The sequence below is a fragment of the Nocardia sp. NPDC004568 genome (assembly GCF_040609955.1).
Taxonomy (GTDB): domain Bacteria; phylum Actinomycetota; class Actinomycetes; order Mycobacteriales; family Mycobacteriaceae; genus Nocardia.
Genome location: NZ_JBEXLL010000120.1, coordinates 1 through 12560, shown reverse-complemented (window position 1 = coordinate 12560; position 12560 = coordinate 1). Strand labels below are relative to the sequence as shown.

The window sequence follows — 12560 nt, the reverse complement described above, 5'->3', positions numbered from 1 at the left end:
GGGACGGTGAACCGTCCCGGGCCGAGGCGGCCTCACAGCAGAGTGGTCTGCTCCGCCTCATCGGCAGCGGGCGCCAGTAGTTCCGGGCCGTTGTTCTTCACACTGTTCACCAGGGTGGACACCGGGCGGGCCGCGATCTCGGCCACCAGGGCGTCGCTGGGCGGCCCGAGCAGGTCGGCGGGGGCGCGGTGATCGGGGTCGAGCCAGGCGTCCCAGTGTTCACGGGGCATGGGCAGCGGCATCCGGTCGTGGATCCGGGTGAGGTCGCCGACAGCGTCGGTGGTGAGGATGGTGCACGAGAGCAGCGGTTCCGGATCGTCGAGCGAGCGATCCCGCCAGACCGACCACAGCCCCGCCATGTACAGCCGCTCACCGTCCGGGCGGGACATGAAGTACGGGTGCTTGACCACCTTGGGCTTCTTCCCGGTGCCCGGGCCCGCCGGATCGGGTTCGACGAGCCATTCGTACCAGCCGTCCATCGGGACCAGACAGCGCCGGTATCTCACCGCGTCCCGGAACGACGGGAGCGTGGCCGCTCTGTCCGCCCGGGCGTTGAACAGCGGTTTCCCCTTCACCGGCACTCCCGGTTCGGCGGCTTTGGTCCAGTGCGGAATCAGCCCCCAGCGCATCTTCCGGATACGGCGGCTCGGTGTGTCCTCGGGGTGTTCGTGGGTATGCCGGTCGACGACCGTCACGATCTGCGTCGTCGGCGCGACGTTGTAGTTGGCCTCCGGTGCCCGGCCCCCGCGGGTGGCCGCATCCGCCCCGGCCGTCGGCCCGCCACCGCCCGGTGCTCCGAAGCCCACGGTTTCGTCGAGGGCATCCAACTCGACCGCGAGCCGGCCGGGGTCCGTGGTTGTCGCATACCGTCCGCACATAGTTCGATACTCGCACCGAATACCGACAGATCAAGACAATCCCCGGCCGGTCCGCGACAATGATGGCAGCAGTACCGGTGACGTGTTGAGAGTTATGTCTTAGCATTCTCTCATCGGGGACGCGGCGGTCACAGGCTGCCGGTTCACGCGCGCAGCTACCGCCCTACGTCCACAGAGGAGAACCTGTGACAACCACCGAAAACGCCACCGCGAAAGAATCGGTGCTGACCTCGGTCGATCCGGCCACAGGAGCGACCCTGGCCACATACCCGGTCGCCGACGAGAAGGCGGTCGGCGCGGCTGTCGCGAAGGCGCGCGCCGCCGCTCCGGTCTGGGAGGATCTGGGTTTCGACGGCCGGAAGAAGGCCCTGCTGCGCTGGTCCAGCCGGCTCGTCGCCACATCCGATGAATTCTGCGCGCTCATCCACGCCGAGAACGGTAAACCGCTCGACGACGCTTTTCTGGAGCTGATGCTCGCGCTCGAGCACATCGCCTGGGCGGCCAAACACGCCAAGAAGATCCTGTCACCCCAGAAGGTCCCCTCGGGCCCGCTGATGGCGAACTTTTCGGCCCGCATCGAATACCGGCCGCTGGGTGTCATCGGCGTGATCGGGCCGTGGAACTATCCCGTCTACACCCCTAACGGGTCGCTGGCCTACGCCCTGGCCGCCGGTAACACCGTGGTGTTCAAGCCGTCGGAATTCTCGACTGGAATCGGCAATTTCCTCGCGGAGGCATTCTCCGAGGCCAATCCGGAGCTGCCCGAGGGCGTTTTCGTCGCGATCAACGGTTTCGGCGCGACCGGGGCCGCGCTGGTGAAATCCGGCGTGGACAAGGTCGCGTTCACCGGTTCGGCCGCCACCGGCCGCAAGATCATGGCCTCGGCCGCCGAGAACCTCACCCCGGTGCTGCTGGAGTGCGGCGGTAAAGACCCGGTGATCGTCGCCGCGGACGCCGATGTGAAGGCCGCCGCCGACGCCATCGCCTGGGGCGCCACCTCCAACAGCGGTCAGACCTGCGCCGGTGTGGAACGCGTCTACGTGGACAAGTCGGTCAAGGAGGAGTTCCTCGCCGAACTGACCCGCATCCTGAAGGATGTGAAGCCGGGCTCCGACAAGGACGCCGCCTACGGCCCGATGACCATGCCGAGCCAGATCGACATCGTCAAGAAGCATATCGACGCGGCGCTGGCCAGCGGCGGTAAAGCGCTGCTGGGCGGTCCGGAATCGATCAAGGGCCCCTTCATCGAACCGGTCGTGCTGGTGGACGTGGACGAGGACTCGGCGGCGGTCAAGGAGGAGACCTTCGGACCGACCGTCACCGTCACCACGGTGAACAGCATCGACGAGGCCGTGGATCTCGCCAACAACACCACCTTCGGCCTGGCTTCGGCGGTGTACTCGAAGAAGCAGGGGCTCGAGATCGCCCGGCGACTGAAGGTCGGCGCGACCTCGGTGAACTCGGTACTCGGCTTCGCCGCCATCCCCGGGCTGCCCTTCGGCGGCAGCGCCGACTCCGGTATCGGCCGTATCCACGGTGAGCCGGGAATGCGCGAATTCGTCCGGCCGCATTCGATCGCCGTGCAGCGCTTCACGATTCCCGGGATGGCGTTGCAGAGCTATCGCCGCACTCAGGCCAACATGAAGATGCTGCGCAAAATGGTGCCGCTGCTGCACGGCCGCAACAAGTAGTCCGGCCGCCACAGATGCGGACGCGAGCGGTGGTGCCCGGCGACACACTTACGAGCACCACCGACACGCATGTCACCTCGATGCGCCAAGATGGTCGAGTGAGTTTCTGGCCAGCGCCCCATGTCGATGCCCCAGTGCATGCGACCGTCACCCTGCCCGGCTCCAAATCGATCACGAACAGAGCACTGGTCCTGGCCGCGCTCGCCGACGGTCCCTCGACCATCACCGGCGCCCTGCGCAGCCGTGACACCGGTCTGATGATCGCCGCGCTCCGTGCCCTGGGGACCCAGATCATCGGTGACGCCGACACCCTCGCCGTCACCCCCGCGCCGCTACAGGGCGGGCGGGTCGACTGCGGCCTGGCCGGAACCGTTATGCGTTTCGTACCCCCGGTCGCGACCCTGGCGGTGGGCGAGACCGCCTTCGACGGCGATATCGCCGCCCGGGTCCGCCCGCTGCGGACCATCCTCGACGCGCTGCGCGGACTCGGCGCCGATATCGAGGGTGACGCGCTGCCGTTCACCGTGCGCGGGACCGGCGCCCTGCGCGGCGGCGCCATCACCATCGACGCCTCGGGCTCCTCGCAGTTCGTCTCGGGTCTGCTGCTGTCGGGAGCGCGTTTCGACGAGGGCGTGGTGGTGCGCCATTCCGGTAGCGCGCTGCCCTCCATGCCACATATCGCGATGACCGTCGAGATGCTGCGCCGCGCCGATGTCGCGGTCGAAGCGCCCACCGACGTCCGGGGCGAGCAGACCTGGACGGTGTCCCCGGGCCCGATCCGCGCGGTCGACTGGACCGTCGAACCGGACCTGTCCAATGCCACCCCGTTCCTGGCCGCGGCCGCGGTCACCGGCGGCCGGGTGAGCATTCCGCACTGGCCCCGGCTGACCACGCAGGCCGGCGATGTGATCCGGGAGATCCTGGTGCGGATGGGGGCCGAAGCCGGGTTCGGCGACGGCGCGCTCACCGTGACCGGCCCGGACCGGCTGGCCGGTATCGATATCGATCTGCACGATGTGGGCGAGTTGACGCCGACCGTCGCGGCACTGGCGGCGCTGGCCGATTCGGAGTCCAGACTGCGGGGTATCGCCCATCTGCGCGGGCACGAAACCGACCGGCTGGCGGCCCTGTCCACCGAGATCAACCGGCTCGGCGGGCAGGTGACCGAGACCGAGGACGGCCTGGAGATCGTCCCCGCCCCGCTGCACGGCGGCCGCTGGCATTCCTACGCCGACCACCGGATGGCCACGGCGGGCGCGATTCTCGGGCTCGCCGTACCGGGGATCGAGATCGAGGACATCGGGACGACCGCCAAGACCCTGCCCGATTTCGTCGCCCTGTGGGAATCCATGCTCGACCCGCAGTCGGCCGAACCGGGAGCGGCTCACTGAGCCGGCGCGGCCGCACCACCGCCTCCTACGACGAATCCGATGTCCGGGTGCGTCCCGGGCGGAGTTCGCGGCCGCGGACCAAGACCCGCCCGGAGCACCGCGACGCGCAGCCGGCGATGGTCGTCTCGGTGGACCGGGGGCGCTGGGGGTGTGTGCTCCACGGCGATCCGCAGCGCCCGCTGGTGGCCATGCGGGCCCGGGAACTGGGTCGCACCCCCATCGTGGTCGGCGACCGGGTCGAGGTGGTCGGCGACCTGTCCGGCCGCCCCGACACGCTCGCGCGGATCGTTCGGGTCACCGAACGCACCACGGTGCTGCGACGCACCGCCGACGACACCGATCCGTTCGAACGGGTGGTGGTGGGTAATGCGGAGAAGTTGTTCATCGTGGTGGCGCTGGCCGATCCCCCGCCGCGCACCGGGTTCGTGGAGCGGGCCATGGTGGCCGCCTACGCCGGCGGCCTGGAACCCGTCCTCTGCCTCACCAAACACGATCTGGCCGAGGACTCGGCATTCGCGGCCGCGTTCGACGATCTGGACCTGACCATCGTCTACGCGGGAACGGACGACCCGCTCGACGCGGCCCTGGCCCTGCTCACCGGCCATCTCACCTGTTTCCTGGGACATTCCGGGGTCGGGAAGTCCACGCTGGTCAACCGGTTGGTTCCCGACGCCGAGCGGGCGGTCGGCGAGGTGTCCGGGGTCGGCAAGGGCAAGCACACCTCCACCCAGTCGGTCGCGCTGGCGCTGCCGGGTGGCGGCTGGGTCATCGACACTCCGGGTGTGCGATCGTTCGGCCTCGCCCACATCACGCCCGATGATGTGATCGCGGCCTTCACCGATCTCGCCGAGGCGATCGAGGACTGCCCGCGTGGTTGTACGCATCTGGGGCCGCCCGCGGACCCGGAATGCGCGCTGGACGAACTGCCGGACAAAGCGCGGCGGGTGGCCGCGATCCGCCGCCTGCTGGTCGCGTTGAACTCCAACGACCAGTGGTGAGCACGCCTAGGGCAGCCGGACGCTCTTGCGCCGCGGTGCCCGGGGTTTCGGTGTCTTGGGCGGGAGCGACCCGGCGAACCGGACGCCGCGCTCGACCCAGGTGGTGAGGTCGCGGTCGGTGCGCACCGCGGCTTCGGTCACCCGTAGCCATCCGTCCAGTTCCCGGCCCCGCATCACCATGGGGGTCACCGAGCTGTCGTCGACCAGCGCGGCGGCCGCGGCCGGTTCCATCCGGACCATCAGGCCGCCCTCCCGGCTGACCGCTACTCCCATATGTCCGCCGAAGAGGAAAGCCAGTCCACCGAACATCCGGCGCTCGGACACCCCGGCGCGGCCACCCACCACCTCCCGGACCCGTTCCGCCAGTTCCTCGTCGTATGCCATGGGGCCAGTGTGCGCCCGGGGGCCGACAGTTCTCCCGACACCGACCCGACACGGCCGGCGCGTCCGCTCCGCGCATTCATAGCTACAGTTGCGTAGCTATTGCGACGCGTCTACACCCAGGTGTTCGAGCCGAAGGGCGGACGTTTCACCAGTACCGTGTTGCGGCACTACGCGGACGCCGGCCGTATCGACCCGGGGCTGCTCACCCCCGTCGTGGTCGATATCGGCGAAGCCCTCGTCCTCGAGTTCTCCCTCGACTCGGGCGAACTCCCCGACGATCGGATCCTCGCCGATATCGTCGACCAGGCCATCCTGCCCGCGGTCGGGCAGCGGCGCTGATCCCGGCGACCGGCCGGCGACCCAGAACCCTTACACCCGCATGCACCCGAGCGCCCCTCGGGCGATCGATGCGGAACATCCCCGGCGGCCGCCGACTTGCACCGCCCGTGGCGACGCCGACCTGTCCGCGGGGTCCCGAGGCGCGCCCATTGCGCCGTTTGTTATAGTTCAAACATAACAAGGAGGTGCCCATGACCACCCTCGGCCCACTCCGGCTCTGCCTACTCGCCGGACTCCCGCCCGCCCTGTCCGCGGTCCCCAATATCGTGTTGCTGGCCGTGGCGGCCGATCGGCTGCCCGATCCGCTGGCCACCCATTTCACCGGTGACGGCGCCGACGGGTTCACCGGGCGGGTCCCGACCATGGCCATCTCCGCCGGCCTGGGCCTTGGCCTGGGGATCCTGTTCGCCGTGATCCTCCTCGTGGGCGCCCGCACGAGCGTCCGCCGGCCCGACACCCCCGTGGACCCGGTCCGATCCCTGGTCGCCACCGCCTGGAGTGTGGGCGGCTTCCTCGGAGTGATCATGCTGGCGGCCACGATCGCCAACCTGGACGCCGCCGATCCCGCGCGGATCACCCTCTCGGGGTGGGCGTTCGCCGCCGCGGCGCTCGCCGGGTTGCTGTTCGGCGCGGCGGGCTGGCTGGCCGCGCCGAGTTCCCCGGTGGGCGCGCCCGGGCCGGCGCCGGCCGAGCCTCTCGCGCTCGGCCGCACCGAACGTGTCAGCTGGTCCCGCCGGGCTGTCTCGCCGTGGATGCTGCTGACCGGCGTGGTCGCGGTGCTCATGGGCGTGGTGGTCGGCTTCGTCGCCCAGCCGATCACCGGGGCCCTGCTGGCGGTCTCCGGGATTCTGCTGGCGCAGCTGGCAGTGCTGCGGGTGGTCGTGGATCAGCGCGGGCTCACCGTGGGGACCGGCCCGCTGGGCTGGCCCCGCTGGCGGCTGCGCCCCGGCGATATCGCGGAAGTGTCGGCCGACGACATCTCGCCGCTCCGGTACGGGGGTTACGGCATCCGGATGATCCCGGGTGCCACGGCCGTGGTGTTGCGCGCCGGCCCCGGTCTCGTGGTGACGCGCCGCTCGGGGCGCCGGTTCGTGGTCTCGGTCGACGACGCCGGCACGGGTGCGGGCGTACTGGCCGGTGTCGTCGCACGGGCGGACTGAACCCGATGCTGATCCGTGTCGACCCGGCGCGGCCCGAACCGCTGGCCGATCAGATCGCGGCCTGTGTCCGGCGCGCGATCGCCGACGGCGGCGCCCCCGCCGGTACCCGGTTACCCGGGGCCCGGGAACTCGCGGCATCGCTGGAGGTCAGCATTCACACCGTGCTGGCGGGGTATCAGCGATTGCGCGACGAAGGGTTGATCGAACTGCGTCGCGGGCGCGGCGCCACGGTCCGGGCCGGGGCTCCCGACGGGCGGGCGGCGGTGATCGAACTCGCCCGGCAACTCGTGGACGCCGCCCGTCGCATCGACCTGGACGAGACCGAACTGCTCGAACTGGTCCGCGCCGCCGCGCGCTGACCGTACCGGCGAGCGCCATCGGTGCGGAGCGGCCGGCCGCGGAACGCGCGGCGTCTCGGCCGGGGCTCGGCCCAGCTACGCGGCGAGCCCGGACGACGGGGGCCGGCGGCGGCCCCTCGCGCCGACGAAGCCGACGCCCGCCGACCCGAGGCAGGCGAGACCGGCCGCGGGGCCGGCTCCGCCGGGTGCGGGCGCCACCGCACGCGCGCCGCGGCGCTACCCGCGCCCGCCCGGCGTGTCGCTAGGCGCCGGCCACGGCCGCGACCGAGGCGAACCGGCTCGTATGGTGGCCGAGCCCGTAATGCCCGCGCAGCGTCCGCTCGGTGTACTCGGTGCGGAACAGGCCGCGCGCCTGCAGGATCGGGACCACCTGGTCGACGAAATCGATCAGGCCGCCGGGCAGGTACCGGGGCATCACATTGAAACCGTCCGCGGCGCCCGCCTCGAACCAGGCCTGCAGATCGTCGGCGATCTGTTCCGGTGTGCCGGCGATGGTGCGATGTCCGCGGCCGCCGCCGAGCGCGGCGATGAGTGTGCGGACGGTCAGCGACTCCCGGGCGGCCAGATCCTTGACCAGCTGGTAGCGGCTCTGATTACCCCGGATCTGTTCGATCGGGGGCAGCGGCGGCAACGGCGCGTCGAGGGGGTGGTCGGTGAGGTCCAGACCGAGCATCCGGGAGAGCTGGCGCAGCGAGTACTCCGGGGAGATCAGCTCGGTGAACTCCTGCTCGAGCCGTTCGGCGGCCGCCTCGGTCTCGGCGATGAACGGCACGATCCCGGGCAGGATCACCACCTCGCCGGGATCGCGTCCGTGGCGGGCGGCCAGCGCCTTCACCTCGCGATAGAACTCCCGGCCCTCCGGGATCGAGCGTTGCGCGGTGAACACCGCCTCCGCGTAGCGACCGGCGAAATCCTTACCGCTGGTCGAAGAACCGGCCTGAACGAGCAGCGGGCGTCCCTGCGCCGACCGCGGCACATTGAGCGGACCGCGCACCGTGAAGCGATCCCCGTGGTGATCGATCGAATGCACTTTCGAGGGATCGGCGAAGATACCCGTCGCGGCGTCGACGAACTCCGCCGCCCGCACATACCGGCCGTCGTGGTCGGGCACCTCGTCGTAGCCGAAATTGGCGGCCTCGTCGGCGGTTCCGGAGGTGACGATGTTCCAGCCGGCCCGCCCGCCGCTGATCTGATCGAGCGAGGCGAATGCGCGGGCGAGGTTGTACGGCTCGTTGTAGCCGGTGGAGGCGGTGGCGATGAGGCCGACGCGTTCGGTCACCACGGCCATCGCGGACAGCAGGGTGATCGGTTCGAACACCGCCTGGGTATTGCGTTCGATCCGGGGGCCCACCGCGAGGCCGTCGGCGAAGAACACCGAGTCGAGTTTGCCTCGTTCGGCGATCCGCGCGAGCTCCTGGAAGTGGCCGACACGCAGCACATCGCGCGCCTCGGTCCGCGGATGCCGCCAGGCCGCCTCGTGGTGGCCGACACCCATGAGGAACGCGTTGAGATGGAGTTGGTGCGACATCACTACCTGTCTAGAGAGCTACACGCCAGCCGGACAGCCGACGCTCGACGAACACGAGGATCGCGTTGAAGACCAGCCCGACCAGCGCGATGGCGATGATCCCCGCGTACATGTCGGGGATCTGGAAATTGAGCTGCGCGGCGGTGATCAGGTACCCGAGCCCGGCCTTGGCCCCGACCATCTCGGCCGCGATGAGCACCAGGATCGAGGACGCCGCGGCCATCCGCAGGCCGGTGAAGATGGTCGGTACGGCGGCCGGCAGCACCACCTTGTACACCAGTGCGAGCTGGGAGAAGCCCAGCGAACGTGCCGATTTGACGAGCAGCGGATCGACCGTGCGCACCCCGGAGATGGTGTTGAGCAGGATCGGGAAGGCGCAGGCGTAGACCACCAGCGCCACCTTCGAGGTCTCGCCGATCCCCAGGACCAGAACGAAGACCGGTAGCAGCGCCAGCGCGGCGGTGTTGCGGAACAGTTCGAGGACCGGGTTGAGGAAATCGGCCACCGGCCGGTACCAGGCGATCGCGACCCCCAGCGGGACCGCAATCGCCACCGCGATCACGAAGCCGGTGAGCGCGCGGGACAGACTGGTCGATACGTGCTCCCAGAGCTGCCCGTTCCCGATCAACTCGAAGAAGGTGGCAGCGACCTCGGTGAACGGCGGCAGGAAGACCTTGTCGACCAGACCCGCCCGGGGCGCGATCTCCCAGAGTGCCAGGAAGGCCAGGATCGCGACCGACGGTTTCGCCACCCGCCAGGCCAGTCCGCCCAGCCGCCGACCCAGCCGGCGGGCCGGCGGGCCCACCGATGCGGTGGACCGGGCGGGGGTGGTCTCGGACCCGGCGACACGCGGGGCGTCGAGGGTTCCGGTGGCGAGTGCGCTAGACATGCTGAACCTCTTCGGTCGTCGAGATATCGGCGAGTTCGAGCGAGTGAGCGCGTTCGACCTCGTCGTGCAGCAGGGACCAGATCCGGTGGCGCAGGGCACGGAACTCCGCGCCGGAGCGGATGTCCTCCGCGGTGCGGTCGATATCGACGTCGACCACCGTTTTGACCCGGCCGGGCCGGGAGGTGAGCACCGCTACCCGCTGACCCAGGTAGATCGCTTCGTCGATGCCGTGGGTGATGAACAGGATCGTCTTACCGGTGCGCTCCCAGATCCGCAGCAGTTCGTCCTGCAGCGATTCCCGGGTCTGCGCGTCCAGCGCGGCGAACGGCTCGTCCATCAGCAGCACTTCGGGGTCGAAGGCCAGGCTGCGGGCGATCGCCACGCGCTGTTTCATTCCGCCGGACAGTTCGTGCGGGTACCGGTCCGCGAAACCCGCCAGACCGACCAGCTCCAAATAGTGTTCGGCGCGCTCCCGGCGTTCGGCCCGTGGCACCCTCTTGGCTTCGAGGCCGAATTCGACATTGCGGCGAGCGGTTCGCCACGGCAACAGGGCGTACTGCTGGAAGACGATTCCGCGGTCGAGGCCGGGACCACTGATCGGGGCGCCGTCGAGCAGGATCCGGCCCGAGGTCGGGGTGCTGAGCCCGCCGAGCAGATCGAGCAGGGTGGATTTACCGCAACCACTGGGGCCGACGAGAACCAGGAACTCACCCGCGGCCAGGTCGAGGGTGATGTCCTCGACCGCGGTCAGCTCGGTCTGCCGACCCCGGATCGGGAAACTCTTGCTCACCTGAGCCAGGCGAAGTTTGGGTGTGTTGCTCATGTGTCACCGGCCAATGCTCGTCCGTCAGGTGCTGGGGCTCCCCGCCATGGTGCGGCCGGAGCTGTGAAGTCTGAACCATTTGGGTCAGCACGAATCGAACGCGCCGGTGCGCCGCCGGTACGGCCGCGCACCGGTCGCCGCGGGGCCGCGATACCGAGACGGGGCACAACCGCGACGATTCCGATCTCTTCGCGATGGCCGACGCCCTCTCGCGTCCGGATGTCGATGGGTGCAGTGCTCATTTCTCGCCGGCCAGAGCTTGCCCGTCGGGTCCGCCGTCGGCGGGGTAGGTCCCATTGGCGTACGGGTTGTACTCGTTGGTGTAGAGATCGCGGGCCGTCGACTCGCCCTCGTCGAGTTCACCGTTGCGGACCAGCCAGTCGATCCATATCTGCAGTTCGCGTTCGGCGATCACCGCGCCCGGCACCGGAATCCCGGAACTGGGCCAATATTTCACGGGGTCGGCGCTTTCGGTGCGGCCCCGCCTGTGGATGATGTCGAGGAAGCGGGCCACCACCTCGTCGCGCGGCCGGACCTGGGTCCAGCGGATGGCCCGCGCGGTACCCTGGACGAAATCGCGCACCGCCTCGGGGTGGGCGGCGATGAAATCGACTCGCATCACATACGTGCCGTAGCTGAACGCGCCGAACAGATCCCGATCGGTGAACAGGGCCCGGATCCCGCCCCGGTCGAGCGCGCTCTCCCGCTGGATCGAATTCAGCGTGGCGACATCGATCTGTCCCTCGCGCAGCGCCTGCTCGGTGTTCACCGGCGGTACCACCACCAGCTGTACCGACTTGATCTCATCGGGAGTCAGGCCCTGCTGGGCCGGCCATTCGCGGGTGAGGAATTCGTGATGGGCACCGAGGGTGTTCATCACGATCTTCTTGCCGATCAGGTCGCGGGCCGACCGGATCGGGCTGTTCTGCAGCAGTTATACCCGGTGTACTCGTGCGCGTCGGCACCGTAGGAGCTGAGCACCGAGGTGATGGGAGCGCCGGCCGCATCGAGCTCGACGACGGCACCGTTGAACGCCGACCCGAAATCGATATCCCCGGCGGCCGCCGACTGGATGTCCTGCGGACCGCTGGTGGTGTCGCCTACCCACTCCAACTGGATCGTGTCGTAGTAGCCGAGGTCGGCGGCCCGGCCACCCGCACCGCACGCGCACAGCAGCATCAGCAGGGCGGTGAGACCGCCGCGACACAGGCGGCGGCCCCTGGCCGTCGATGACTCCGTGTCGTATCCGGATGTACTGGCATGGGCTCCGCCCCCTGTGGTTGCGCTGCCCGGCCATCGTGCGATCCAGGCGCGCGGCTGCGAACCCTTCGCCTCGGAGCCGATTCCGAACTCGCGCCGTTTCCGCACCCGGGTGACGGCACAGCAGCGATTCAACGCAGCTGGTCACCGCATATTCCCGGAAATTGATCAGGCAAATTGATGGGATGTTCGGCGACGCACGGCGAATCAGCGAACCACCGGCTTCGCGCCGAGTTAACATGCGGCGCGCACCGAAGTTATTCGGCCGAGACGGCACCGAGACGTCGGCGCGACTGTCCGGGTCCGAGCCGTCGTGGCGGGCCCCGCTGCCCCACCATCCCGTCCCGCACCAACGAACACAGAAGGAACGATGCTCAAAATTCTGGCCATCGGCGCGGTCACCGCCGCGCTCGTGTTCGGCAGCTTCTCCAGTGCCTCGGCACACCCTCCCGGCGTCTCGCGACCGGGTACGGCGGGTGTGCACAGCCCGGCGGGCAAAGACGATTCCGTCGCGCAGCTACCCTTCACCGACCGGGAATTCCTCCGCGCCAGTGCGTTCGACGACGAGCCCCGCCCGCTCCAGGACGCGGCGATCGCCCTCGCCCACGCCCAGTGCGATTATCTCGGCACCTCCGGTAACACCCCGGCGAACCGCACCTACCTCGCCGAGGAAGCACGGCCGTTCGTGGAATACCCCTACTTGTTCCTGGATGCCGCCGTCGGCGCCTATTGCCCGCAGCACACCGGGCTGGACTGAGCGGCTCCCCGCCCGGCAAGACCGGGAGACCCTTCCCACAGATCGGCGGGGGGGCCCCGTGTCGGGGGGGGGGCGGCGGTTGGGGAGAGGAGGTTTAAAGGAG

The 12560-nt window shown here is 69.5% G+C and carries 12 protein-coding genes and 1 pseudogene; 7 read left to right on the top strand and 6 right to left on the bottom strand.

Annotated features, from left to right (window positions below):
• Positions 1 to 32: 32 nt before the first annotated feature.
• Complete coding sequence (locus tag ABZV91_RS30920; protein ID WP_355249272.1) at positions 33 to 878, bottom strand: SOS response-associated peptidase; 846 nt, start codon at positions 876 to 878, stop codon at positions 33 to 35.
• Positions 879 to 1063: 185 nt separating this feature from the next.
• Here ABZV91_RS30920 and ABZV91_RS30915 point away from each other — a divergent pair, with 185 nt between their 5' ends.
• From ABZV91_RS30915 to rsgA, 3 genes are all read left to right on the top strand, one after another.
• Complete coding sequence (locus ABZV91_RS30915; RefSeq protein ID WP_355249271.1) at positions 1064 to 2569, top strand: aldehyde dehydrogenase family protein; 1506 nt, start codon at positions 1064 to 1066, stop codon at positions 2567 to 2569.
• A gap of 80 nt (positions 2570 to 2649) precedes the next feature.
• The gene (gene aroA, locus ABZV91_RS30910) at positions 2650 to 3960 is read left to right on the top strand and encodes a 3-phosphoshikimate 1-carboxyvinyltransferase (protein WP_355249274.1); all 1311 of its coding nucleotides are present in this window, start codon (positions 2650 to 2652) and stop codon (positions 3958 to 3960) included.
• Entirely contained in the window at positions 3957 to 4958 is a 1002-nt protein-coding gene (gene rsgA / locus ABZV91_RS30905) for a ribosome small subunit-dependent GTPase A (RefSeq protein WP_355249273.1), read from the top strand. Before aroA ends, rsgA begins: the two co-directional genes overlap by 4 nt.
• 6 nt (positions 4959 to 4964) lie before the next feature.
• Here the strand turns inward: rsgA and ABZV91_RS30900 are convergent, their stop codons facing one another.
• Positions 4965 to 5342 (bottom strand): TfoX/Sxy family protein, encoded by a 378-nt coding sequence (locus tag ABZV91_RS30900; RefSeq protein ID WP_355249270.1) that lies wholly within the window; start codon positions 5340 to 5342, stop codon positions 4965 to 4967.
• Between the two features lie 99 nt (positions 5343 to 5441).
• Between ABZV91_RS30900 and ABZV91_RS30895 the strand changes: the two genes are divergently transcribed.
• The 3 genes from ABZV91_RS30895 (at position 5442) to ABZV91_RS30885 (ending at position 7200) form a co-directional block, all read left to right on the top strand.
• The gene (locus ABZV91_RS30895) at positions 5442 to 5681 is read left to right on the top strand and encodes a hypothetical protein (protein WP_355249269.1); all 240 of its coding nucleotides are present in this window, start codon (positions 5442 to 5444) and stop codon (positions 5679 to 5681) included.
• A 191-nt stretch (positions 5682 to 5872) separates the two neighbouring features.
• Entirely contained in the window at positions 5873 to 6841 is a 969-nt protein-coding gene (locus ABZV91_RS30890; protein WP_355249268.1) for a hypothetical protein, read from the top strand.
• 5 nt (positions 6842 to 6846) lie between these two features.
• A complete protein-coding gene (locus ABZV91_RS30885; protein ID WP_355249267.1) occupies positions 6847 to 7200 on the top strand; it encodes a GntR family transcriptional regulator in 354 nt (117 codons plus the stop codon).
• Between the two features lie 241 nt (positions 7201 to 7441).
• On the opposite strand, the gene ABZV91_RS30880 is transcribed toward ABZV91_RS30885, so the two are convergent.
• From ABZV91_RS30880 to ABZV91_RS30865, 4 genes and pseudogenes are all read right to left on the bottom strand, one after another.
• Positions 7442 to 8728, bottom strand: coding sequence for an LLM class flavin-dependent oxidoreductase (locus ABZV91_RS30880; RefSeq protein ID WP_355249266.1), 1287 nt, complete (start codon positions 8726 to 8728; stop codon positions 7442 to 7444).
• A gap of 10 nt (positions 8729 to 8738) precedes the next feature.
• A complete protein-coding gene (locus tag ABZV91_RS30875) occupies positions 8739 to 9617 on the bottom strand; it encodes an ABC transporter permease (protein ID WP_355249265.1) in 879 nt (292 codons plus the stop codon).
• Entirely contained in the window at positions 9610 to 10440 is an 831-nt protein-coding gene (locus ABZV91_RS30870) for an ABC transporter ATP-binding protein (RefSeq protein WP_355249264.1), read from the bottom strand. Before ABZV91_RS30870 ends, ABZV91_RS30875 begins: the two co-directional genes overlap by 8 nt.
• A gap of 238 nt (positions 10441 to 10678) precedes the next feature.
• Positions 10679 to 11619: pseudogene (locus tag ABZV91_RS30865) on the bottom strand (ABC transporter substrate-binding protein).
• Positions 11620 to 12070: 451 nt separating this feature from the next.
• Here ABZV91_RS30865 and ABZV91_RS30860 point away from each other — a divergent pair.
• On the top strand, positions 12071 to 12457 hold the full coding sequence (locus tag ABZV91_RS30860) for a DUF732 domain-containing protein (RefSeq protein ID WP_355249263.1): 387 nt from the start codon (positions 12071 to 12073) through the stop codon (positions 12455 to 12457).
• Positions 12458 to 12560 lie beyond the last annotated feature (103 nt).